Genomic DNA, 21879 nt, shown 5'->3' on the forward strand with positions numbered 1-21879 from the left:
CCTGGCTCCGATCGCCAATGACAGCGGCAAGCGCAGCGGCCGAAGACCGGTGCGTGGCGGCCGTGCGGGACCGCGAGGCGTCCTCTTCCTCGTTGCCAGCATCGTTGCCAAATATGATCCGCATCTGGCCGCTTTCCAGCAAAGGTTGCAGGCNGCCGGAAAGGAAAAGATGGTCATCCGCATCGCTCTCGCNAGAAAGCTGCTCGTCATTCTCAATGCAAAAGCACGCGATGCGCGAAGCGAGTTCGCAAATGCAACTTGACACCCCAGATAGTCGCTCATCCGTCTCGGCGCTGCGCGCCGATCCACCTTCTCCCACAACAAGGGGAGAAGGAAAGGGCAACCCATGACCGCCATCACCACAACCACCGCCCCGCCCCGCGTCCGAAAACTCGTCGGTGCCGGGCGCCGGCAATGGATCGGTCTGCTCTATGTCGCGCCGGCGGTGGCGCTGGTCATGCTGTTCTTCGTCATCCCGCTCGGCATGACGGCCTGGATGTCGCTGCACAACTGGCCGCTGATGGGCGAGCACTCCTTCATCGGCCTCGGCAATTACTGGGCGATCCTGCGCGACACCAGGTTCTGGAACGCGCTGAGATTCACCGGCTACTACACGCTGGTCGTCACCATCGCAATTTTCGCCGTCGCCTTTCCGCTGGCGATCTTCATCGAGCGGCCGCGCCCGTTCACCAACCTCTACCGCACCATGTTCTTCATGCCGGCGGTGGTCGGCTTTGCCTCGGCGAGCCTGCTCTGGTCATGGCTCCTCAACGTCGATTCCGGCCTGTTCAGCCCCGCCGCCTACGACCTCGGCCTGATCGACAGAAAATTCAACCTGCTCGCCACCTTCCAGCCGGCCTTCTGGTCGATCATCGCCATGGTGGTGTGGAAGGTCGCCGGCTTCACCATGATCATCCTGATGACCGGCCTGCAATCGATCCCGCAGGACCTGCAGGAGGCAGCCGTCATCGACGGCGCCGGACCGTTCGCGCGGTTCCGGGCAATCACCCTGCCGCTGATGCGCCGCACGCTGGCGCTGGCGCTCATCCTGTCGGTGGCCGGTTCGATCCTTGCCTTCGACCAGTTCTACATCATCCTGCGCGGCGGCCCTCGCAACCAGACGCTGACGGCGGTCTACTGGATCTTCAACCAGTCCTTCGTCTCGTTCAAGCTGGGTTACGGCGCCGCACTTTCCATGGTGCTCCTGGTCATCCTGGTGGCGCTCAGCCTCGTCCAGCTCTGGCTGCTGCGCAAGCCCGAGGGGCTCGACTGATGGCGCAGGCGATGTCAGGCAGAGGCAAGCTCGCCGCGCACTTGGCCAGGCACTCCACCGGCATTATCGCATCGGTGCTGTTCGTGGCGCCGATCGTGTGGACGGTGCTGTCGGCCTTCAAGCCGGCGCAGGAGGCCCGCCTGCCGCCGTTGCCGCCCTGGCCGACGTCCGGGTTCTCGCTGGAAAACTACGCCACGTTGAACAGCTTCGGCGACGGGCTGTGGGTCTCGGCGCAGAACAGCATCTATGTCTCGGTGATGACGGTCATATTGTCGGTCATCGTCAGCGTGCTCGCCGGCTACGGTTTTTCGCGCTTTCGGTTTCCCCTGAAGGATTTGTTCTTCGTCCTCATCCTGTCGACGATCATGATCCCGTTCCAGTCGATCCTGACGCCGATCTTCCTGGTGCTGACCAAGCTTGGCCTGCACAATACGCTGACCGGGCTGGTCGGCGTCTATGTGACGCTGCAGCTGCCGTTCTCGATCTTCATGATGCGCAATGCCTTCGACGCGGTGCCGCGCGAGATCGAGGAAGCCGCGCGCATGGACGGCGCCGGCAACGCCACCATGCTCATAAAGGTGATGCTGCCGCTGGTCTGGCCGGGCGTCGTCACCATCGCGCTGTTTGCCTTCCTCGGCGCCTGGAACGAGTTCCTCGCCGCCCTGGTGCTGATGACCGACCAGTCCAAATTCACGCTGCCGGTGATGATGACCGCGCTTCAGTCGGGCCGCTTCGGCGCCATCGACTGGGGCGCCGTGCAGGCGGGCGTCACCGTGATGATGGTGCCCTGCCTGATCCTGTTCCTCGCTTTGCAGCGCTTCTACATCCGCGGCCTGATGGCCGGGGCCGTCAAATAACAGACCGAATTGGAGTGAGTTCATGACCGGATCGCAAACCGCAAGAACGGCTAGAACGGGCAAGCCGAAGCTCGCCTTCCGCCCGCTGCCGGTGCCGCAGGTCGACGTGCGCGGCTTCTGGGGCGACCGCGTTGACGCGGTCGCGACACGCACAGCCGACATCCTCTACGACCGCTGCGTGGAGGCGCGCATGCTGGAGCAGATCGACCCCGACCGCCCGTCACCCGGAATTGTCATTCCCTTCCATTCGCCGTCGCCCGACGAGGCCGCCTCCCCCGGCTTCACCGGCTCGACGGTGACCACGCAGATGTTCTGGGATTCCGATCTCGGCAAGACGATCGAGACCGCGGCCTATTCGCTCTACCGGCGCAAGAACCCCGAACTGGAGAACAAGATCGACGCCGTCATCGACATGTACGGCAGGCTGCAGCAGGAGGACGGCTATCTCTCCAGCTGGTATCAGCGCATCCAGCCCGGCAAGCGCTGGACCAATCTGCGCGATTGCCACGAGCTCTATTGTGCCGGCCACCTGATCGAGGGTGCGGTCGCCTACTACCAGGCGACGGGCAAGCGCAAGCTGCTCGACATCATGTGCCGCTACGCCGACCACATCGCCTCGGTACTCGGGCCCGAGCCCGGCAAGAAGAAAGGCTATTGCGGCCATGAGGAGATCGAGCTGGCGCTGGTCAAGCTGGCGCGGGTCACGGGCGAACAAAAGTACATGGAGCTGGCCAAGTACTTCATCGACCAGCGCGGCCAGCAGCCGCATTATTTCGACGAGGAGGCGCGCGCCCGCGGCGCCGATCCGAAGGCCTATCACTTCAAGACCTACGAATACAGCCAGTCGCACATTCCGGTGCGCGAGCAGGACAAGGTCGTCGGCCATGCGGTGCGGGCCATGTATCTCTATTCGGGCATGGCCGACATCGCCACCGAATATGGCGACGACACGCTGCGGGTGGCGCTCGACCGCCTGTGGGACGACCTCACCACCAAGAACCTCTACATCACCGGCGGGCTCGGTCCGTCGGCGCACAATGAGGGTTTCACCAGCGACTACGACCTGCCCAACGAAACCGCTTATGCCGAGACCTGCGCCTCGGTCGGGCTGGTGTTCTGGGCGAGCCGCATGCTCGGCATGGGGCCGAACGCCCGCTACGCCGACATGATGGAGCGCGCGCTCTACAATGGTTCGATCTCCGGCCTGTCGCTCGACGGTTCGCTGTTCTTCTACGAAAACCCGCTGGAAAGCCGGGGCAAGCACAACAGATGGAAATGGCACCGCTGCCCCTGCTGCCCGCCCAATGTCGGGCGCATGGTCGCCTCGATCGGCAGCTATTTCTACAGCCTGGCGGACGATGCACTTGCGGTTCACCTCTATGGCGACTCCACCGCCCGCTTCGACATTGCGGGCACACCGGTCACGCTGACGCAGGCGAGCCTCTATCCCTGGGACGGCGCGGTCGAAATCACGGTCGAGCCGCGATCGCCGGTGGCGTTCACGCTGCATTTGCGGGTGCCGGGCTGGAGTTCCGGTGCCAGGCTCGAGATCAACGGCGAGGGGGTCGACCTCGAGGAACTGACCAGCGAGGGCTACGCCGCGATCCGGCGCGACTGGACAAAAGGCGACCGTGTCCGGCTTGATCTCGAAATGCCGATCGAGCGGCTCTACGCCAATCCCGAGGTCCGGCAGGATGCCGGCCGCGTCGCGCTGTCGCGCGGGCCGCTGATCTACTGCGTCGAGGCGACCGACAATGACACCAGCCTGCATCGCCTGACCCTGCCGCGCACGGCCGGCATAGAGGCGCATGACGAGCCGGACCTGCTCGGCGGCGTGGTGACGCTTTCAGCCACGGCGCAGGCCGATGCCGGCGACGGCTGGCGGGACGGCCTCTATCGTTCCGAACCGCCGGCCAAGGTAGAGATGCGCCTGACCGCCATCCCCTATTTCGCCTGGGACAACCGCGAGCCCGGCGAGATGCTGGTCTGGCTGCGGGACGGCTGACCGCGGACGCCTTGGCCGCTCGAACAGGAACATGCCGAAGCCGATGCGCCGGACGATGAAGGAGTGGATCACCGGGCGCCGGCGTTGCGGCCAGCCCCTCTCGCCCCGTTTACGGGGAGAGATGTCCGGCAGGACAGTGAGGGGCAGCGCGGGACGGCGGCCTTTATCGACAGGACTGTGACAGAGCGGATCTAACGCCTGGCCTTCGATTTGTTCAAAGCCACGGCGGCGTGCACCAGCGCCTTGAAGGCCTCCTCGTCGATCTCTTCGCCCTTCTGGAAGTCGATGGCGCGGCGCGTATTGCCTTCGAGGCTGGAGTTGAACAGCCGTGCCGGATCGGGCAGCGCGGCACCCTTGGCGAAGGTCAGCTTGACGACGGCCTTGTAGGTCTCGCCCGTGCAGATCATGCCGGCATCCTCCCACACCGGCACGCCGCGCCATTTCCACGTCTCGACCACGTCGGGATCGGCTTGATGGATCAGCGCGCGGAGCCGCCCCAGCATCTCGCCGCGCCAGTCGCCGAGTTCCCTGATCCTGCCGTCGATCAGCTCGGAGGGAGATTTGCTGTCCTGCAGTCCGGTGGTCGTCATATCGTTTCTCCTTCAAACGCTGGAAATAACGCGCTCACATGCGCTCGCCAGGCAATTGGCTGGCCTGCTTCACCCAGGCGCTGAACTGCGCCTCGTCGAAGGCCTCGTCCTCGTGGATGTGGACATAGCGCGTATCCCTGCTCTTGGACGCGACCGGCGGCACCGGGTCCAGCGACTGGCCGCGAAAGAAAGCGACCTTGATGTACTTGGTGAAGCAATGGATGCCGAGGAACCAGCCCTCGCCTTCGACGCCGTAGAAGGGCGAGTTCCATTTGACCGCCTTGTGGACACCGGGCACGGCGCGCTCGATGAGCGCGTCGAGGCGCTGGCCGACCTCGCGTTTCCAGCCCGGCATGGCCTCGATATAGTCCTGCACCGGGGCATCGCCATAGCCCTTGGCGATCTGCGGGTTGCCGCCGGAAAGCAGCTTCGGCTCAGCCTTGGCGGGCTCGCTCGATTCCTGCTCGATCTTGGCCATGCCGCTCCCTTCCTATCCGTTGGCCCGCTGCACGCTGCGTCCCCTGGAAATATAGGGCAGCACGAACATATAGAGGCCGCTGAACAGCAAAAGAAAGAGCGGCAGGAGTGGCGCATAGACCACCCAGGCGGGCGGCTGCCCGAACGCCATGGTGATAAAGTTCGCGGCGACGGTTGCCGTAAAGATGATCGACAGCCAGCGATGCGCTTGCCTGATCCATTTGTTCCAGTCCAATGCTACCTCCTCTTGCATGCGTTGAACCCGGCGCCCCTTACCAGCGCGCCAGTTCCGTGATCTGGATGAGATTGCCGCAACCATCATTCACCTGGGCGATGGTCGAGCCGGTCACCGCGGTCGGCGCCATGGCGAAGGCACCGCCATTCGCCTTGATGCGCTCGTGGTCGGCCTTGATGTCGTCGGTGAACAGCATCAGCGCCGGCTGGCCCTGCTTGAAGATCGCCTGCTGGTAGGCCTTGGCCGCCGGATTGTCGTTCAGCGCCAGCTGCAATTCGGTCCCGTCGGGCTCCTCGGCCGAGACGACCGTCAGCCAGCGGAACGGACCGTTGCTGAAATCCGCTTTCTTGGTGAAGCCCAGCACATCGGTATAGAAGGCAAGCGCCTTTTCCTGATCGTCGACATAGATGCTGGTCAATTTGAGTTTCATGGCTTTTTCTCCATGGGTTTTGCTGGCGGAGAACCGCCCTTCAACAGTGCTGTGTTCTTTCGGCCTGGCCGGAGACCTCAGTCCGTCCGCGCCAGAAGCTCTACCAGCTTCTCCAGGAATTGCGGCCACCCCACCTTGGCGCCGCCATAGGCCCGTCTCTGGTCGGGCCGGAAACCGGCCTGCTCCATGCGCAGATGGGTTCCCGTTGACGTCGGGGTGAGCGTGAAAGTCACCACGCTCCTGAGATCGAAGGCCGGATCCTGGTGCGCCAGGTTCCAGGTGTAGGACAGCGTCTTGTGCGGCTCGACGGCAAGCACCTCGCAGTCCAGCACGCCGCCCCAGTCGGCGCTGATGTTGAAGCGATGGCCCACGACCGGATTGAAATCGTTCTTCATCAGCCACTCCTCGATCAGATGCGGTTGCGTCAGCGCGCGCCAGAGTTTTTCGGGTGGATGGGAGATTTCCCGCTCGACGACGACAGTGCGGGTCTCCTGGGCACTATCGTTCACTGGTCCATCCTCTTGAGCAAATCCTCGAGGTCGTCGAACCGGCTTTCCCAGAACCCCGCCATATGGCGTGTCCAGTCCATCAGCGGCGCCAGCGCGGCGAGTTGCGCGCTGTAATGCGTCTGGCGGCCTTCATGGCGGTCGCGCACCAGCCCGGCCTGCTTGAGCAAGCCGAGATGCTTCGAAACCGCCGGCTGCGAGACGCCGGACTGGATTGTCAGAGCGCCCACGGTCTGCTCCCCCTGGCGGCATAGTCGTTCGAAGATGGCGCGCCGCGTCGGGTCGGCAAGCGTTCTGAACAGCGCATCGTGAGCATCGGTCATGTGCAATCAATAACCCGTTGGCTATTGGTTTACGTATAACCGCCGGGATATATATGTCAAGCCGGAACATGGAGAGACAGGAATATCGGTGAGATGGACGGCAAAGCCAACATAGTTCCTTCGGCGCTGGGCGCGATCGCCTTCACCCCTGGACGCGATCGCCTTCACCCGTTGACAGCGGCTTCGTCCCAACCGGACGAACAGACTGTTCATCTTGGCCGAATCAGCTATTATAGGTAAGGGCCTGCCGCAACGTAGTTTGCTCAATCCATGGCCCCTTCCGCTCAGGCGACCGTCGATACCCCGCCCCCCCGCCCTTCGGCGGTCGTCAGCTATTTCCTGTTCACGCAGGCGCATTCGCGCGGCGCCGGCTCGGTTTTTCAGCGGATGTCGGCCCGCCCGATCTCCAGCGCCACCAGTTCCTGCAATTGCCACAGGTTGCGGTCGCGGATGCCGCAGGCGTCTAGGTGGCGGATCGTCTCGAACAGATATTGCGCGCCCGAGCCCCAGTGGCCGACGGCTCTGGCCAGCGTCGCCGCGATCTTAGGCTTGTCGAGCTTGCCGGCGTAGCGCGGATTGGCGGGATCGACGACGAAGCCGAGCGCCTGGCCCATCCCGCCTTCGGTGCTGACCCGCAGCCAGCGCGGCACGTTGACGGCGGGCAGGATGGTCATCTCGCGGCGCAGCAGCGCTTCCAGATTGTCGGCCACCGGTTCGGCGATCTCGAACACCATGCCCTGGCACTGGCCGCCACGGTCGAGCGCCATCATCAGGCCGGGCTGATCGAGCGTGCCGCGAAAGCGCTGCACGGTGAAGCAGAACGACCGGTGCCAGCCCCGCGCCACCGCCCGTTCGCCACCCCGCACCTCTCCCGCCGGCTTCCACAGGAGCGAGCCATAGGCGAACAGTTTCAGCGGCCCGGCCGGCGCGCTGGCCAGGATCTCGTCGCGAAACCGCGCATAATCCTGGTCAGTCATATAGACCATGCCCGGCGTCGGCCCGGCATCCTCGACCGCGCGCAAGGTGCGCGCCACCAGCGCCTCGGTCAGCGCCATCGGCGGTTTGCGGAGCGCGGATTTGCGCGGTGCGGCGGAAATCGGCTTGTTCATTCGCTTGCCTCGGCCAAGGCCGCTATGTTGCTCAGCGGAGGCAGATACTCAAGAGGCTGCCGACGCTGCCAATCTCCCCCCAAGCGGGGGAGATGTCCGGCAGGACAGAGGGGGCGCTGTCCCGCCGGCGCCTGAATGAGTTCCGCCCCGCCGCGACATCCGAAGGCAACTTACTGCGCGGGGAACACCGCCCCATTTGGCGCGGGGCCACGGCGCCATGGAACGACATCGCTCCCGGTACGTTTGATCAGGTTGGGAGGAAGTCATGAACGATGCGCCGGCAACGTCCGTCGGCAGGCCGCTTTTGCCAGGCGAACTGGTCACCGTGATGTCCCATTTCCATCGCGCCGAGATCGCCCGCATGGCCGGCTGGCGCGACCGCCTGGACCGCACCAGCAATTGGGCGATCACCGTTGTCGCGGCGATGCTGTCGGTGTCGCTGTCGACGGCCAGCGCCCATCACGGCGTGCTGCTGTTCGCCATGCTGCTGGTGCTGCTCTTGCTATGGATCGAGGCGCGCCGCTACCGCTTCTTCGATGTCTATCGCGCCCGCGTGCGCCAGTTCGAGCGCCATTATTTCGCGCAGATCTTCTCGCCGCAGCCCGATTTCGCTTCCGACTGGCTGCTGATCCTCGGCGAGAGCCTGCGCACGCCGAAATTCCTGGTCTCGCAACGTGTGGCGCTGGCGCGCCGTTTGCGCCGCAACTACCTGCACATGATGCTGATCCTGCTGCTCGCCTGGATCCTCAAACTGTCGACGCCGAGCCTGATCAACCAGGGCGCGCCGGTCGGATTTGCCGGCACATTGCGCGAGGCCGTCGGCGCGGCGGCGCTCGGTCCCGTTCCAGGCGTCGCCATCGTCGCCGTGGTTGCCTTCCTCTATGCCGGCCTGGTGGCCGCCGCCTTCCTGACGCCGGGCGATGACGGCGAGCTCTCCTTCGGCGACGTCCACGTCTAAGTTCGATATCTGACGCAATATCTCGCGACGGATGGCTGCAACGCAAACCTCAGCCGCGCGTTGTTATGGTCAGTCCGCGGCGGCGTCTTGAAGGGACCCATGATCCACCTAACGGCAACGAGGTCGCACGGCGCCGCGGTCGCCTTTTCGCTGGCCATTCTCCTTCTGGCACCGGCAAGCCACGCTTTGGCCGCGCAGCCGGCCGGTCACGCCTCGGGCATGGGCGGCTCGGCCGAAGGGGTGTTCGTCGCCGAGATCGTGCTCCTGCTTCTGGTCGGGCGCGGGCTCGGCGAAATCTTCCAGCGCTATCGCCAGCCGGCGATCATGGGCCAGCTGATCGGCGGCATCCTGCTCGGGCCGTCGCTGTTCGGCTGGCTCTGGCCCGACGCGCAGCATCTGATCTTTTCCACCGACCCGGCACAGAAAAGCATGATCGACGCCGTCTCGCAGCTCGGCATTCTGCTGCTCCTCCTGCTGACCGGCATGGAGACGGATCTGCGCCTCGTGCGGCGGGTGGGCGCGGCCTGTTTTTCGATCTCGATCACCGGCGTCGTCCTACCCTTTGCCTGCGGCTTCGCGCTGGCGCAGGTATTGCCGGATTCCCTTCTGCCCGAGCCGACCGAGCGCATCGTCGCCGGGCTGTTCCTCGGCACGGCGCTGTCGATCTCCTCGGTCAAGATCGTCGCCATGGTGGTGCGCGAAATGAACTTCATGCGCCGCAATCTCGGCCAGATCATCGTCTCCTCGGCCATCATCGAGGACACGTTCGGCTGGCTGATCATCGCCGTCACCTTCGGCATCGCCACCAATGGCAGCCTGCAGGTGCTGCCATTGATCCTGACCGTGGCCGAAGTGGCGCTGTTCATGGTGTTCTCCTTCACCATCGGCCGCCGCGCGGTGTTCGCGCTGATCCGCTGGAGCAACGACAGCTTCCGCAGCGAATACGCCGTCATATCGGTCATCCTCATCATCATGGGCGTGATGGCGCTGATCACCAATCTGATCGGCGTCCACACCGTGCTCGGCGCTTTCGTCGCCGGCATACTGGTCGGGGAATCGCCGATCCTGTCCAACCACATTGAGAGCCAGTTGCGCGGCGTCATCACGGCGCTGTTCATGCCGGTGTTCTTCGGCATGGCGGGCCTGTCCGCCGACCTCACCGTGCTTGCCGACCCGACGCTGGCGCTGCTGACATTGGCGCTGGTGCTGATCGCCAGCATCGGCAAATTCTCGGGCGCCTTCCTCGGCGGCCGGCTGGCCGGCATGTCGCTGAAGGAGTCGACCGCCATCGGCAGCGCCATGAACGCGCGCGGCTCGACCGAGGTCATCGTCGCCTCGATCGGCCTGTCGATGAACATCCTCTCCCACAATCTGTTCACGATGATCGTCACCATGGCCGTCATCACCACGCTGGCCATGCCGCCGATGCTGCGCTGGGCGCTCGGCCGGCTGCCGGTCGGCGATGCGGAAAAGCAGCGCGTCGACCGTGAACTGCTCGACGAGCGCGGCTTCGTCTCCAAGCTGGAGCGGCTGCTGCTGCTCGTCGACGACAGCCCGGTCGGCAAGTTCACCGCCTATCTCGCCGGTCTCGTCGGCGGCGGCAGCGGCATGCCGACCACGCTGCTCCACCTCGAGGGCGGACAACTGCCCGGCCCTGCCGGCGACAAAGGTCCCGAGCGGGCCTCGCAGCAGGTCAAGAAGGGGGCGGCCAGAAGCGCCAGGGCTGTCCGCAAGGCCGAGGATACACCGGTCGACAAGGTCCACCTCACGGCCCGCACCGAGCTTCAGGCCACCACCGAAACGATCGCCGCCGAAGCGCGCAAGGGCTACGGCCTTCTGTTCGTCGGGCTGGACAACGCGATGACCGACAAAGGCACCTTCAGCGGTACGCTGAAGGATATCACCAGCGGCTTCGACGGCCCGCTCTGCCTGGTGCTGAATGGCCGCAAATCCAGCGGCAAGATGCCGTTGCTGCGCGCCGGCGCGACCATTCTGGTGCCCGTCAACGGCACCGAGGTGGCGCGCCGCGCGGCCGATTTCGCGCTCGCTCTGGCGCGGCCGCACCGGGCCCGCGTGAAAGCCCTCTATGTCTCGCAGGCCCGCAAGGGCAGCCCGCCAAGCTCGGTTTCGCACCGCCGCGAGGAGGCCGTGCTCAAGGATGTCGCCGATCTCGCCGACCGCTATGGCGTTGCCGTCGAGACCGCGATCAGGACGCGTGCCACGCCAGACAGGGCGATCGCCAGGGAGGCGGGCAAGGGCGCCGCCATGGTGGTGATGGGCGTCACGCAGCGGCCGGGCGACGAGCTGTTCTTCGGCGACACGGCGACCGCCGTGCTGGCCGCGGTCGCCTGCCCGGTCGTGCTTCTGGCCAGCGACCGCGTCAGGCGAGCCGAAGCCGGCGCCGAAGAAGCGGCAACCGAGACCGGGGCTTGATACCCTTCGGTGCTAAAGGCCGAAGAACTGCCGCCCGATCAAATAGCCCAGCGCCGCCACGACGAGCGGGAACAGCGCCGGCGCGACCTTGCCGAGGAAGGAGACGCTTGTGTCCCTGGGCGGCACATAGCGTCCATTGCCAAGATTCTTGGTCATTGCGTACCCCACGCCATCGGATAATTAGCAGATGCTTATTGACGCATGGCCGAATTAACGGGTTGCAAAGAAATTGGATCGAATAGCCGACCATTGCGCGGCGCCCACAGCCTGTTTGTCGCTGGTCTCTGCGCACGCCGCCCCGGCTACAGACAAGATACAAGCGCTTCGGCTAAAGTTCCGCCGGACGCGTCCCCAGGGGGAGAACCGAGATGATCAAAGCCAGTTCAACGCCGGCCGGGCAGCCGAGGCCCGCCAAGCCAAGACCACTGGCGGAGATCGCCAGCTACCACGCTCACATCTACTATGACGGACAGGCCGAGCGGCAGCACGCGGAATGGCTGCGCCAGCGCATCGCGGAACGTTTCCGCGTGCGCCTCGGCAATTGGCACGACGGACCAGTCGGCCCGCACGGGCAGGCCATGTACCAGGTTTCCTTCGCCCCCGAAATTTTCGCCACGCTGGTTCCCTGGCTGATGCTGAACCACCAGGGCCTGAGCATCCTCATCCACCCCAACACCACCAACCCCAAGCGCGACCATCTGGTCGACCCGATCTGGATCGGGCGGGCGCTGGAGGTGCATGGGGAGGTTCTGGGCGAGGAGCATGAGGCGGAAGAGGCACTGGAGGTGAATACGGAGCCGACGCTGGGGGCGTGAGGTGCCCGCGATTAGGGGGCCGTTCGGCCCTCTCGCGGGGTCTGAGGATCCCATTGGGGAATGACAGGATGAAACCCTTGGCCGCCGAAACCTTGCCCTATCTGTCATCCGCGCTGCTCGACCGCCTGTCGATCTCCACGGCCGAGATGGTCGACGAGATCGAGCGCCAGATCGTCGGCCAGAGGCGTGGCGAGGTCTGGTGCGCGCCGAAGGCGGTCGTGCTGCCGGGCGACGACCGCTATATCATGGCGACGCTTGGCGTTGCGTCCACGCCGCCCGTGCTGGCCACGAAGTCGCTGGTCGTCAATCCGCGCAACGCCGGGCGCGGACTGCCCACGCTGAATTCCCTGATCACGCTGCTCGATGCCGAAACCGGGCTGCCGCTGGCCGTGGTCGACGGCAATTGGGTGACGGAGAAACGCACGGCCGCCTTGAGCGCCGTCGCCGCCAGGCGCATGGCCAGCGGCGACGCGTCATCCCTGGCCTTCATCGGCTGCGGCGTGCAGGCGCGCGGCCACCTCGAAGCATTCGCCGACCTCTTCCCCTTGCGCGAAATCCGCGCCTATGGTCGCGGCACGGCCAATCGCGACGCGCTGTGCCAAATGGCGCGCTCGCGCGGGCTGCAAGCAATCCCATGCGACACGGCAAGGGCCGCGATCGAAGGCGCCGACATGGTGGTGACGACGGTGACCCTGGTGCCCAGACCCCCGCCCTTCCTCGACGCGAACTGGCTGAAGCCGGGAAGCTTCACCGTGATGACCGACCAGGCCCTGCCCTGGCTGCCCGAAACGATGCGCCGCTTCGACCGCATCATCGTCGACGATCTGGAGCAGGAAGCGAAAATGCCCAAGCCCATGATCGACCCCGCCCTGGTCGCCGGCGACCTGACGGGTTTGGTCTGTGGCGATTTTGCGGGTCGGGAGAGCCCGAGCGAGACCACGGCGTTTGTTTTTCGAGGGCTGGCGGTCGGGGATCTGGCGGTCGCGGCGCTGGCGTATGTGCGGGCAAAGGTTGGAGCGTAGGGAGCGTGAATCGGTTTTCGGTTCGGGATTGCGTCGGGGCGACAGACCAGGCGGCCCGCAATGGCCGCTTATTGGCGGTGCACGAGGAAAGTCTTGGCGAGGACGTGAGGTGGAAGAGGCGCTGGAGGTGAATACGGAATCGACGGGTGTGAAGGGTGGCGACCAACAAGGGGCAGGCGATCGTCATGACCAAGTGGATGCGACGCCCACCGCTTTGCGCGACGTCGCGACGTCGTCGGCGCTGCTTATCTCCTGCACTGGCGAGTGGGCCGGCGCTTTCTAGACGTTCGCCAATGTCTTCATTTGTCTCGTGTAGTGCGGTCCAACTGTTAACCCACTTGGCTCCAATGTGGGATCAAGCATCGACGTCGTAAATATAATCTGGTGAGGAAATTTCGCATTTTTCGACTCTTCGATAAGAATCCGTTGATAGTTGTGACTCCGCTTCTCCTCCATGCCTTTATCCTCGATATTATCCATGAGAAGAAACTTCGGATGCCAAAAATCCGCGTCATACGATGCAGCTAAGAGTAGCGATAATATTGCCGTGTTCTTGAGAACAACATTACTACTTTCAGCAAAATTCATCTTTCCGTCAACCAACATCGCATCATCGCCAAAATTGATGGAAAAGGCTGTAGGGTTTTCAAAAGCCTCCTGTCTTTTGAGATCCTTTGTCAGAATTCGCTTGCCAATAGTGCCGACCAAGTTCATTGCCTTCGCAACTCGCGCCATATAGGATGCCTCGAGCCGCTTGATTTTAGCCTCAAGCAATGCAATTTCATCATTGAGTGTTGACCGCTGCACCGACAGCTCATCTATCCGTTGAAGAGTGGCGCGAAGTTCCTCCATATACTCGGCTTCCCGTTCCAGCCCGCCTAGCAATTTGTATCGTTCGGCAAGATAGGCTTCGCGTGGAGAATTGCTGACGTCATACCGCGACGAAAAATCGGCCATCGTTGAGGAGTAGGCCCGCCGCAGAGTCCTGACTTCACTTTCCAGCCTCTCCACTTCTGCCGCTTTCATGGTCAGAAGTTGCCGCGACTCCCTGATCTGAAGTTCATGATCCACCTTCAGTTCAAAATATTTGGACTTTGCCTTGTCCTCATCGATGATCTCATCACAAACTATGCAATGCTGAGCTTGCTTGTCCGAAAGCGGTTTCAGGCACGCAGGACAATATTGAAACTCGATGGTTCCCAATCGGAACGACAAATTCTCGGCGGCGCTGAGGGCGGCCAACTGTTGTTCGAGGTGCTCTATGAATTGATTAATCTCTCCCTGTTCGCCTTCAAGATCACTCAAACGCTGCTCCGATCCTTGAAGTTCCCCCGCCAGCTTCTGAAGTCGTCGTCTCATCACTTGGCGTTCGGCTACAAACTTTTTGGCCTGGTCTTCCTCAACGATCGAATCAACAGTGCGAATCTCGTTTGTGATCCGTACTTTTCGAGTATTTAGTTCGCCGAGCCGCGTGTTCAGAATTGCAACTGAAGTCAGCCCTTCCGGACTCGGCAAGGATAGGATCGCAGCTTTATAAAGGCGGTCCTTTTCGGCGTAGTCGGCTTTGACCTCTCTCAGCTTGATGAGACTCTCGTAGAGGTCATATCCGTTGACGCCAATAACAAGTTGTCCAACCGTCTCGCGTATTTCACGGGTATCGAAGCTCTCGAACCGAAAAAGCTTACCTGGCGGGGTCTGCTGATCAGCGTAAAGCAGTCGAAGCAACTGATGCATGGTAATATTGGAATTGGCCGCGTTCGGTGCGTCTGGGATTCCAGCCGCTCGGAACGCTATCTGCGTAAACGACAAATCCAGCCCACTGGATGGGCGCCGGATGGGAACACGCTGCCAATCATCGATACCTTTGTCTAAAGACTCTTCCAGCGAGCCGTAGTAGACAAGTATAGGCTCCTGTTTGCTTCCGACCGCTCGATGAAGTGTGAGTATTGAATGTTCTGCTTCAACCTCTATGCGAACCGCTGAGCAATTGCTCGCAGCGTCCTTCCATCGATCGAATTCGCCGCCAAGTCCATAGAATATAAAATCAGCGATTGTAGATTTCCCTGATCCATTCTCACCTCTTATAATGTTGACACCACGATGGAATAGCTCATCGTAGGCCACCTCTTTCCCCCGGGTGACACGAAGTCTTTTGAGTGCTAAGAAAGAAACCACGTTTAAGTACCGATCCTTCGTAATCCGGTCATTGAGCGGAGGCCGCCCTTGCCTCGTCCAATTGCGACGTAGTCTGTCACTAGAAAATTTAGAATCTCTTCTTCCCCAGGTAAAACCAACTGATAACCTAGCTGAGATACTAGATCACGGCCGTGTTCACTGAGGCCGTACCTGTCTCGGTTGACGGGCTCCAATTCGACCAGACCCTTTCCGACAAGGTTGTGGAGCGCTAGTGTCTGGATACCACCCATTTTGGTATAAAGAATTGGTGGGGAGGGATATTGAATGAAGGTTTCGTCGGGTTTCGGGATGCGCAGCGCGGTAAAGGTGCGCCGCACGTCAGCGCTCATATGCGTGAGATGAAGCAGACTTGGATTGACGAGATAAAAATCGGAGACAAAGAGTCGGTCTCGATTCGGCGGCTCACCCTTCCAATGCGACAGCAGTGCCAAGTAGCGGCGGGCCGTGTCGAAAAGATCAAGCTGAGCATACCACAACCGATATGTCACGGCTTATCCCATCGAATATGACAGCGCTCAGTAAGAAAGTAGAGCGCATTCATGATCGTCTTTGCCGTCGCACTTTCGGGAGCATATTTTTGGCTGAGCGGATCAACAATCTGGGTTTGGATTGCAGCAGCGACGGTCGCTTCATCCGCGTCATTGCAGATCAAGGGATAAAAGATAAGACTTTGAAAGCGCTGTTCGATATCCGCAAGTAAGCTCTTGTAGATTGTCGATATTGATGTCTTCAGGCCCGTCCGGAGAAATGGGCGTGCAAATTTGCTCTGAGAGTCATTTGCGAAATCATACTGATGCTCCCGCCCGGCGGCGACCATTTTAGACATCAGATCTCGCCTATCGCTGCTTGATGGCTCGTCGAGATCGTCGGCGGCGAACGCGTCATTGACGGGGGCCTCAGGGGAGCAGACGAGGAGAAGCAATTTGCGTATGCGATGCCTGATGCTGATATAGATCAGACTGCTACGATCCGCCGGCTTGCAAATGTTAATGTGGTCAGCATCAATTGGGATGGGCATTGCTCCATTTACACCAGGGTCCGCGCTCTTCTCATCAACCACAAGGAACGCGTTCTTAGTCAAATGTTTTTCGTGATAGATCGCAATGGTCAGTGAAGTTCTTTGACAATGCGCGCGAAAGCTTTCGTTTAATTCCTTTAGTTCGGAATTGTCATTTATAAGCTTTTCAACGTGAACAGACGTGAACCCTTTAACGAAGAACTTAAGTAAATTTGCCAGACTAGATCCGCTATGCGGAGTAGAGATAAAGATAACTCCGACACATTGCTCACCGATATTTTGCCAGTCTTCGTATGTCGACTCCCTTGCGGTCCTAATTATTTGCTTGACCAGCAGTCCGCCAAGACTGTGACATATAAAAACAATAGGTCTACTGCCAAAATCATAACTGGCGAGTGTTTCGATAACATTCTTGGCTCGATCATATAAGTTCATCTCCTTCTTCGCCCATTGGGCAAAGACGCTTGCCGGGAAACCAAGTGTATAAAGATTAAGCTGTGGAATGTCTTTGGCTAACCAATGCGGCCAGTATCCGCCCTCGACCTCGCTTGAACCCTCAAAAGTCCAAGTGTCCACGGGATCTCCAGAAAGCCCGTGCACAAAAATGACGTCGACTGCGCCGCCGTTAGCCGCGATGGTGGCGAAAAAATTAGAACTGGCGGACACACTGATTCTCAGATGGGGCAATTGATATACAAGCTTAAAGTATTGTCGAGGTATTTCAAGCCTACCTGGCCCCAATGCTCACATCCCGTGTCGGTCCAGGCTATGGTGCCGGAAGATGCCGCCACCTATGGAAGTCATGCCTGCGTTTTGTCTGCGCTTCGATAGTTAATTTCAGAATAGATCTCACCGAGCTTCAAGCGGGGATTATCTTACCACAGTCAATTATAGGGCATTCAAAGGGCTGAACGCCTTCTTCTCGCAGTGCAGGGTCCGCCATCGGCCGGTATGGTTTGCCTACAGAGCGCAAGCGTCTAGCTTGGGATGGGTGGTCCTTAGCGACTCGCCCCCTTCACCCCCCCGCCAGCCTTGGCAGCAGAAAAATCTCCGCCCCCGGCGGCAGCTTCTTCGACCAGGTATCCCGATAAATCGTCCCGTCGATCGCCACGGCGATCCCGCGGTCGATCCATGGTTCCAGGCCGGGATACTGTTCAGCGAGTTTCCTGAACAGCTCCCTTATGTCCTTGGCCTCGACCTCGACCTTGCTGTTGCCTCCGGCGGTCGTGGCCAGCGCGCCCCAGAGCGTGACTTCGACCATCAGAACCTCATCTGGCCCTAGCCTTCCCGCTCCGCCTCGATCGCCGCCAGGATGCGGGGCGGCGACATCGGGATGTGGGTCATGCGCACGCCCGCCGCGTTCGAGACCGCGTTGGCGATCGCCGCCAGCGGCGGCACGATCGAGGTTTCGCCGACGCCGCGCACGCCATAGGGGTGGTTGGGGTTGGGGATTTCCAGGATCTGCGTGTCGATCATCGGCAGGTCGGAGCAGACCGGGATGCGGTAGTCGAGGAAGCCGGCGTTCTGCAGCCGGCCGTCCTTCCCGTAGATATACTCCTCGTTGAGCGCCCAGCCGATGCCTTGCGCCGCGCCGCCCTGGTACTGGCCCTCGACATAGGTCGGGTGCACCGCCTTGCCGGCATCCTGCACCACCGTGTAGCGGATCACCCTGGTCGAACCCGTCTCGGGATCGACCTCGACGTCGCATATATGTGTGGCGAAGGAGACGCCGGCGCCGTCGGCGACCAGCTCGCTGTGGCCGGCGATCGGTCCGCCGGTCTTGCCGGATTGCGCCGCGATCTCCTTCAGCGACAGCTTGCCGAGATTGCCGTGCTTCTCGCCCTTGGCGACCGCGTGGCCCTGTTCCCAGGCCACGTCGTCGACGGAAATATCCCACATCTGCGCGGCGCGCTCGCGCAGGATTTTTATCGCATTGCGGGCGGCCGAGATCGTCGCCATCGAGGACGAGAAGGTGCCGCGGCTGCCGTCGGTCATGTCGTTGTAGCCGAGGCTCGACGTGTCGGCGACGATGGCCTTGACCTGTTCGTAGGCGATGCCGAGCTCCTCCGCCGCCACCAGCGACAGCGAGGCGCGGGAGCCGCCGACATCGACCGTGCCGACGGCGAGCGAGACCGAGCCGTCCATGCCGATGTTCAGGTCGGTGCAGGTCTGGCCGCCGAAATTGAACCAGAAGCCGCAGGCCATGCCGCGTCCCTGATTTGCCTTGAGCGGCGCCTTCATGTGCGCATGGTTCTTCACCGCTTCCAGCGTCGGGCCGATGCCGATCGGGCCATAGACCGGGCCGTAGGACGAGCGCGTGCCTTCCTGGGCGGCGTTCTTGATGCGGAACTCGACCGGATCCATGCCGAGCTCCTTGGCGAGCTCGTCGACGGTGCTTTCCACCGCGAAGGCCGCCATCGGGGCCGACGGCGCGCGATAGGCGGCGGTCTTCGGCCGGTTGACCAGCACTTCGAAGCCCACCGTCTTGACGTTATCGAGCCTGTAGCAGGCGAACGCCGTCATGGCGCCGATCTCGGCCCAGGTGCCGGCATAGGGGCCGCTTGTGTAGCGCAGCGTCGCTTCGGCCGCCGTGATGGTGCCGTCCTTGCGGGCGCCGATCTTGACGTCGATCGAGGTGGCACTGGTCGGGCCCGAGGCGCGGAACACTTCGTCGCGGGTCATCACCAGCTTCACCGGGCGTCCGGCCTTGCGCGACAAAGCGAGCGCCACCGGCTCGGCCCAGACATGGGTCTTGCCGCCGAAACCGCCGCCGATCTCGGAGGAGGTGACGCGCAGCTTCGAGGCTTCCATGCCGAGCAGCTGCGCGCAGTGCTGGCGGTAGACGAAATGGCCCTGCGTGCAGACCCAGAGGTCCGCCGTGCCGTCGGAGCTGACATTGGCCACGCAGGCATGCGGCTCGATATAGCCCTGGTGCGTCTGCTCGGTCTTGAAGGAACGCTCGACGATGAAGTCGGCGTGGCCGAAACCCTGATGGACGTCGCCATGGCCGAACTGCGAGCGCTTGGTGACGTTGGACGGTTTTGCCGGCTTTTCCTCCAGCCCCTCGGTGAAGATCGTGTCGTTGATCAGCGGCGCGTGGTGCTGCATCGCCTCGTCGACATCGGTGACATGCGGCAGCACCTCGTAGTCGACCACGATCAGCTTCAGCGCTTGCCTGGCCGTGTGGGCATCGATCGCGGCGACGGCGGCCACCGCATGGCCGTCATAGAGCGCCTTGGTGCGCGCCATGCAATTGTCGAGGATGTCGTACATGGCGGCGTCGCCATCGGTGAGATCGGGCAGGTCGGCGGCGGTGATCACCGCCTTCACGCCGGCAAGCGCTTCCGCCTTCGAGGTGTCGATCTTCCTGATCTTGGCATGCGCGTGCGGGCTGCGCAGCACGCGGCCGACCAACTGGCCGGCCATGTTGAAATCGGCGCCATAGCGGGCGCGGCCGGTGACCTTGTCGACACCGTCGGGACGGATCGGGCGGGTGCCGACGGAAGCGAAATTGCGGTTGGAGTACCGTGGATCGAAATTCATGGTCACGCTCCTACGCTTGTTTCATGACGATTGCCGCGTCCTGGACGGCGCGCACGATCTTGTCATAGCCGGTGCAGCGGCAGAGGTTGCCGGCCAGCCCGAAGCGGATTTCCTCCTCGGTCGGGTCGGGGTTCTTGGCGAGCAGGTCCTTGGCCGCGATCAGGAAGCCGGGCGTGCAGATGCCGCATTGCAGGGCCGCATGCTCCAAAAACTTCTGCTGCAGCGGGTGCAGCGTGTCGCCATGCGCCATGCCCTCGACGGTCTCGATGCGCCGGCCTTCCGCTTCCGCGCCGAGCATAAGGCACGAACACACCAGCCGGTCGTCGACGATAACGCTGCAGGCGCCGCAGTCGCCGGTGCCGCAGCCTTCCTTGGCGCCGGTCAGCCCGAGCCGGTCGCGCAGCACGTCGAGCAGCGTCTCGTCGGGCTGGCAGAGATATTCGACGCTGTCGCCGTTGATTGTGGTTGAAACAGCTACACCAGCCATCATTTGCCTCCTGCGCGTGCATAGGCGGTCTGTGCGGCTCTCCTGGCCAGCACGCCCGCAACCTTGCGTCTGAATTCGATTGTGCCTCGCTTGTCGTCGATGGGCCGGCAGGCCCCGGCGCAGACCTTGGCCAGCCGCTCCAGCGCCGCTTCGTCGAGCTTGCGGCCGATCAGGGCCTGCGCCCCTTCTTCCACCAAAAGCACGGTCGGCGCGGCGGCGCCGATCGCCACGCGGGCCGCCGTCACGATGCCGGCTGCGTCCACCGTCAGGTTCACGCCGGCGCTGACCACGGCGATGTCCATCTCGGTGCGCGGAATGAACCTGAGATACGCATCGGCCGAACGCGGCGCGCGCTTGTCGAGCAGGATCGCCTCGATGATCTCGCCCTTGGCGAGCGAGGTCCGGCCCGGCGCGGTCGGCACGGTCTCGACGGCGATCGTGCGCTTACCCGACGGGCCGACCACCACGGCGCGAGCGCCAGCCGCCACCAGCGCCGGCACGCTGTCGGCCGCCGGCGAGGCGTTGCACAAATTGCCAACAATGGTGCAGCGTCCCTGCACCTGCTTGGAGCCGATCAGCTTCGCCGCCTCGACGACGCCAGGCCACGCCTTTTTCAGCGCGGCGTTCTCGCCCAGCACGGCGCAAGGCACGGCGGCGCCGATGCTGAAGCCGTCGGCGGTTTCCCTGATGTCGCGCAAGCCGGCGATCGACTTGATGTCGATGATCAGTTCGGGTTCGACAAAGCCGCCCTTCATCCTCACCAGCAGGTCACTGCCTCCGGCAAGGATGGCTGCCGGGCCGGCCGATCCGGCCAGTTGGCCCACGGCATCTTCGATTGAAAGCGGACGTATGTAGCGCATCGTCTCCCCTTGGTATCGCGATTTCAGCGACCGTTATAAACAATCGTCTCATAATGACCATCCGTTTCCCGGGCCGAGGCGATTGGGCCAGGTGCGGCAAAATGCGGTCCACCTGACCTGAAGCCCGCCCAGGGAAGCGTAAGTGCAGGGCCACATTAAGGCTTGACCGGAGGATGCCGCGCGTCAATCCTCTGTCCCAGGGGCCTCTGTCCCAGGGGAGGAGTTTCCATGCGACGTCTCTTGGCTGTGCTTTGCGCCATGCTGCTGGCCGCGCCGGCTGGCGCCGCGACGCTCGACTACGGCTCCAGGGTCGGAATGGAGCTTGCCATCGTCAAGAAGTCGGGCATCGGCTCCACGCATGCCAGCATCCTGGCCAGACACGACAGGCGGAATGCCCGCGTCTACTGCCGTGAATATGGCCACGATTTCACCGAGGAGTGCATCGACGCGGAAATGAAGTCTCCGCTGCACTTCGAGATCACCGCCAACTGCAAGACCGGCAAGTTCACCACCTTCTATGGCGCCGCCATGCTGTTCCAGGGCCGCAACAAGGGCACCGATGTGCCGACCGATTATCGGATCACCGCCGTCGACGAAAACGTGGTGCTGGATGGCTCCGGCGCCTCGGGCTACGACTATACGCTCGAGCAGTTCAAGGCGCTCTGCCCCAACCGCGTGAAGTAAGTCCGTCGGGAGGCCTGGCCCGCCGAAGCCTCAGAGTTGGACCGTGGCAGGCACACCG

The 21879-nt window shown here is 62.5% G+C and carries 24 protein-coding genes and 1 pseudogene; 10 read left to right on the forward strand and 15 right to left on the reverse strand.

What is annotated here, in order from left to right; all coding sequences use genetic code 11:
* The 4 genes and pseudogenes from M653_RS01000000133875 to M653_RS0129030 form a co-directional block, all read left to right on the forward strand.
* A pseudogene (locus M653_RS01000000133875) lies at positions 1 to 262 on the forward strand (IS110 family transposase); the annotation flags it as partial.
* An 84-nt stretch (positions 263 to 346) separates the two neighbouring features.
* Positions 347 to 1273: a sugar ABC transporter permease gene (locus M653_RS0129020; protein WP_027146461.1), complete on the forward strand. Its 927-nt coding sequence runs from the start codon at positions 347 to 349 to the stop codon at positions 1271 to 1273.
* Positions 1273 to 2130 carry a carbohydrate ABC transporter permease gene (locus tag M653_RS0129025; RefSeq protein WP_027146462.1) on the forward strand — a complete coding sequence of 286 codons (858 nt, stop codon included), beginning with the start codon at positions 1273 to 1275 and terminating at the stop codon, positions 2128 to 2130. The genes M653_RS0129020 and M653_RS0129025 overlap by 1 nt, the downstream gene beginning before the upstream one ends.
* 22 nt (positions 2131 to 2152) lie before the next feature.
* Positions 2153 to 4135, forward strand: a complete 1983-nt coding sequence (locus M653_RS0129030) for a glycoside hydrolase family 127 protein (RefSeq protein ID WP_027146463.1) — start codon at positions 2153 to 2155, stop codon at positions 4133 to 4135.
* 191 nt (positions 4136 to 4326) lie between these two features.
* Here M653_RS0129030 and M653_RS0129035 read toward each other — a convergent pair whose 3' ends face one another.
* The 7 genes from M653_RS0129035 to M653_RS0129065 all read right to left on the reverse strand — a co-directional run bounded on the left by M653_RS0129035 (position 4327) and on the right by M653_RS0129065 (position 7805).
* Positions 4327 to 4725 carry a DUF1801 domain-containing protein gene (locus M653_RS0129035; protein ID WP_027146464.1) on the reverse strand — a complete coding sequence of 133 codons (399 nt, stop codon included), beginning with the start codon at positions 4723 to 4725 and terminating at the stop codon, positions 4327 to 4329.
* A gap of 34 nt (positions 4726 to 4759) precedes the next feature.
* Complete coding sequence (locus M653_RS1000000134800) at positions 4760 to 5203, reverse strand: DUF1801 domain-containing protein (RefSeq protein ID WP_027146465.1); 444 nt, start codon at positions 5201 to 5203, stop codon at positions 4760 to 4762.
* A 12-nt stretch (positions 5204 to 5215) separates the two neighbouring features.
* Positions 5216 to 5437, reverse strand: coding sequence for a hypothetical protein (locus tag M653_RS0129045; RefSeq protein ID WP_027146466.1), 222 nt, complete (start codon positions 5435 to 5437; stop codon positions 5216 to 5218).
* 37 nt (positions 5438 to 5474) lie between these two features.
* Entirely contained in the window at positions 5475 to 5867 is a 393-nt protein-coding gene (locus tag M653_RS0129050; RefSeq protein ID WP_027146467.1) for a VOC family protein, read from the reverse strand.
* 77 nt (positions 5868 to 5944) lie between these two features.
* The gene (locus tag M653_RS0129055) at positions 5945 to 6376 is read right to left on the reverse strand and encodes an SRPBCC domain-containing protein (RefSeq protein ID WP_027146468.1); all 432 of its coding nucleotides are present in this window, start codon (positions 6374 to 6376) and stop codon (positions 5945 to 5947) included.
* Positions 6373 to 6696: a metalloregulator ArsR/SmtB family transcription factor gene (locus M653_RS0129060; protein ID WP_027146469.1), complete on the reverse strand. Its 324-nt coding sequence runs from the start codon at positions 6694 to 6696 to the stop codon at positions 6373 to 6375. The genes M653_RS0129055 and M653_RS0129060 overlap by 4 nt, the downstream gene beginning before the upstream one ends.
* Positions 6697 to 7076: 380 nt before the next feature.
* Positions 7077 to 7805: a gamma-glutamylcyclotransferase gene (locus tag M653_RS0129065; RefSeq protein WP_027146470.1), complete on the reverse strand. Its 729-nt coding sequence runs from the start codon at positions 7803 to 7805 to the stop codon at positions 7077 to 7079.
* A 265-nt stretch (positions 7806 to 8070) separates the two neighbouring features.
* Between M653_RS0129065 and M653_RS0129070 the strand changes: the two genes are divergently transcribed.
* The gene (locus M653_RS0129070; protein WP_027146471.1) at positions 8071 to 8763 is read left to right on the forward strand and encodes a DUF2270 domain-containing protein; all 693 of its coding nucleotides are present in this window, start codon (positions 8071 to 8073) and stop codon (positions 8761 to 8763) included.
* A 99-nt stretch (positions 8764 to 8862) separates the two neighbouring features.
* A complete protein-coding gene (locus M653_RS0129075; protein ID WP_027146472.1) occupies positions 8863 to 11196 on the forward strand; it encodes a cation:proton antiporter in 2334 nt (777 codons plus the stop codon).
* 12 nt (positions 11197 to 11208) lie between these two features.
* Here M653_RS0129075 and M653_RS1000000137450 read toward each other — a convergent pair whose 3' ends face one another.
* Positions 11209 to 11352, reverse strand: a complete 144-nt coding sequence (locus M653_RS1000000137450; RefSeq protein ID WP_084637004.1) for a hypothetical protein — start codon at positions 11350 to 11352, stop codon at positions 11209 to 11211.
* Between the two features lie 212 nt (positions 11353 to 11564).
* Here M653_RS1000000137450 and M653_RS0129085 point away from each other — a divergent pair, with 212 nt between their 5' ends.
* The 3 genes from M653_RS0129085 to M653_RS1000000137095 all read left to right on the forward strand — a co-directional run bounded on the left by M653_RS0129085 (position 11565) and on the right by M653_RS1000000137095 (position 13316).
* Complete coding sequence (locus M653_RS0129085; RefSeq protein ID WP_051442862.1) at positions 11565 to 12011, forward strand: DOPA 4,5-dioxygenase family protein; 447 nt, start codon at positions 11565 to 11567, stop codon at positions 12009 to 12011.
* Positions 12012 to 12079: 68 nt separating this feature from the next.
* Positions 12080 to 13033 carry an ornithine cyclodeaminase family protein gene (locus M653_RS0129090; protein WP_032936390.1) on the forward strand — a complete coding sequence of 318 codons (954 nt, stop codon included), beginning with the start codon at positions 12080 to 12082 and terminating at the stop codon, positions 13031 to 13033.
* A 109-nt stretch (positions 13034 to 13142) separates the two neighbouring features.
* Entirely contained in the window at positions 13143 to 13316 is a 174-nt protein-coding gene (locus tag M653_RS1000000137095; RefSeq protein ID WP_156938309.1) for a hypothetical protein, read from the forward strand.
* Here the strand turns inward: M653_RS1000000137095 and M653_RS0129100 are convergent.
* The 7 genes from M653_RS0129100 to M653_RS0129130 all read right to left on the reverse strand — a co-directional run bounded on the left by M653_RS0129100 (position 13313) and on the right by M653_RS0129130 (position 21137).
* A complete protein-coding gene (locus M653_RS0129100) occupies positions 13313 to 15157 on the reverse strand; it encodes an AAA family ATPase (protein ID WP_198028852.1) in 1845 nt (614 codons plus the stop codon). The genes M653_RS1000000137095 and M653_RS0129100 overlap by 4 nt on opposite strands.
* Positions 15158 to 15210: 53 nt before the next feature.
* A complete protein-coding gene (locus tag M653_RS1000000137455) occupies positions 15211 to 15717 on the reverse strand; it encodes an ABC-three component system middle component 5 (protein ID WP_027146476.1) in 507 nt (168 codons plus the stop codon).
* Entirely contained in the window at positions 15714 to 16913 is a 1200-nt protein-coding gene (locus M653_RS0129110) for an ABC-three component system protein (protein WP_051442864.1), read from the reverse strand. Before M653_RS0129110 ends, M653_RS1000000137455 begins: the two co-directional genes overlap by 4 nt.
* Positions 16914 to 17262: 349 nt before the next feature.
* Positions 17263 to 17508, reverse strand: coding sequence for a MoaD/ThiS family protein (locus tag M653_RS0129115; protein ID WP_027146478.1), 246 nt, complete (start codon positions 17506 to 17508; stop codon positions 17263 to 17265).
* 17 nt (positions 17509 to 17525) lie between these two features.
* Complete coding sequence (locus M653_RS0129120) at positions 17526 to 19790, reverse strand: xanthine dehydrogenase family protein molybdopterin-binding subunit (protein WP_027146479.1); 2265 nt, start codon at positions 19788 to 19790, stop codon at positions 17526 to 17528.
* Positions 19791 to 19800: 10 nt separating this feature from the next.
* Entirely contained in the window at positions 19801 to 20277 is a 477-nt protein-coding gene (locus M653_RS0129125; RefSeq protein ID WP_027146480.1) for a (2Fe-2S)-binding protein, read from the reverse strand.
* Positions 20277 to 21137 (reverse strand): xanthine dehydrogenase family protein subunit M, encoded by an 861-nt coding sequence (locus tag M653_RS0129130; protein WP_027146481.1) that lies wholly within the window; start codon positions 21135 to 21137, stop codon positions 20277 to 20279. Before M653_RS0129130 ends, M653_RS0129125 begins: the two co-directional genes overlap by 1 nt.
* A gap of 228 nt (positions 21138 to 21365) precedes the next feature.
* On the opposite strand from M653_RS0129130, the gene M653_RS0129135 reads away from it, so the two are divergent.
* Positions 21366 to 21821, forward strand: coding sequence for a hypothetical protein (locus M653_RS0129135; protein WP_027146482.1), 456 nt, complete (start codon positions 21366 to 21368; stop codon positions 21819 to 21821).
* The last annotated feature ends 58 nt before the right edge of the window (positions 21822 to 21879 follow it).

It is taken from the genome of Mesorhizobium sp. WSM3626 (assembly GCF_000513935.1).
GTDB lineage: Bacteria > Pseudomonadota > Alphaproteobacteria > Rhizobiales > Rhizobiaceae > Mesorhizobium > Mesorhizobium salmacidum.

Coding starts and splice junctions, on each gene's coding strand:
- M653_RS0129130 (WP_027146481.1), bottom strand. CDS start 21,137: ATGCGCTACATACGTCCGCTTTCAATCGAAGATGCCGTGGGCCAACTG.
- M653_RS0129085 (WP_051442862.1), top strand. CDS start 11,565: ATGATCAAAGCCAGTTCAACGCCGGCCGGGCAGCCGAGGCCCGCCAAG.
- M653_RS0129075 (WP_027146472.1), top strand. CDS start 8,863: ATGATCCACCTAACGGCAACGAGGTCGCACGGCGCCGCGGTCGCCTTT.
- M653_RS0129115 (WP_027146478.1), bottom strand. CDS start 17,508: ATGGTCGAAGTCACGCTCTGGGGCGCGCTGGCCACGACCGCCGGAGGC.
- M653_RS0129025 (WP_027146462.1), top strand. CDS start 1,273: ATGGCGCAGGCGATGTCAGGCAGAGGCAAGCTCGCCGCGCACTTGGCC.
- M653_RS0129065 (WP_027146470.1), bottom strand. CDS start 7,805: ATGAACAAGCCGATTTCCGCCGCACCGCGCAAATCCGCGCTCCGCAAA.
- M653_RS1000000137450 (WP_084637004.1), bottom strand. CDS start 11,352: ATGACCAAGAATCTTGGCAATGGACGCTATGTGCCGCCCAGGGACACA.
- M653_RS0129030 (WP_027146463.1), top strand. CDS start 2,153: ATGACCGGATCGCAAACCGCAAGAACGGCTAGAACGGGCAAGCCGAAG.
- M653_RS0129050 (WP_027146467.1), bottom strand. CDS start 5,867: ATGAAACTCAAATTGACCAGCATCTATGTCGACGATCAGGAAAAGGCG.
- M653_RS0129135 (WP_027146482.1), top strand. CDS start 21,366: ATGCGACGTCTCTTGGCTGTGCTTTGCGCCATGCTGCTGGCCGCGCCG.
- M653_RS0129070 (WP_027146471.1), top strand. CDS start 8,071: ATGAACGATGCGCCGGCAACGTCCGTCGGCAGGCCGCTTTTGCCAGGC.
- M653_RS0129125 (WP_027146480.1), bottom strand. CDS start 20,277: ATGGCTGGTGTAGCTGTTTCAACCACAATCAACGGCGACAGCGTCGAA.
- M653_RS1000000134800 (WP_027146465.1), bottom strand. CDS start 5,203: ATGGCCAAGATCGAGCAGGAATCGAGCGAGCCCGCCAAGGCTGAGCCG.
- M653_RS0129090 (WP_032936390.1), top strand. CDS start 12,080: ATGAAACCCTTGGCCGCCGAAACCTTGCCCTATCTGTCATCCGCGCTG.
- M653_RS0129060 (WP_027146469.1), bottom strand. CDS start 6,696: ATGACCGATGCTCACGATGCGCTGTTCAGAACGCTTGCCGACCCGACG.
- M653_RS0129035 (WP_027146464.1), bottom strand. CDS start 4,725: ATGACGACCACCGGACTGCAGGACAGCAAATCTCCCTCCGAGCTGATC.
- M653_RS0129020 (WP_027146461.1), top strand. CDS start 347: ATGACCGCCATCACCACAACCACCGCCCCGCCCCGCGTCCGAAAACTC.
- M653_RS0129120 (WP_027146479.1), bottom strand. CDS start 19,790: ATGAATTTCGATCCACGGTACTCCAACCGCAATTTCGCTTCCGTCGGC.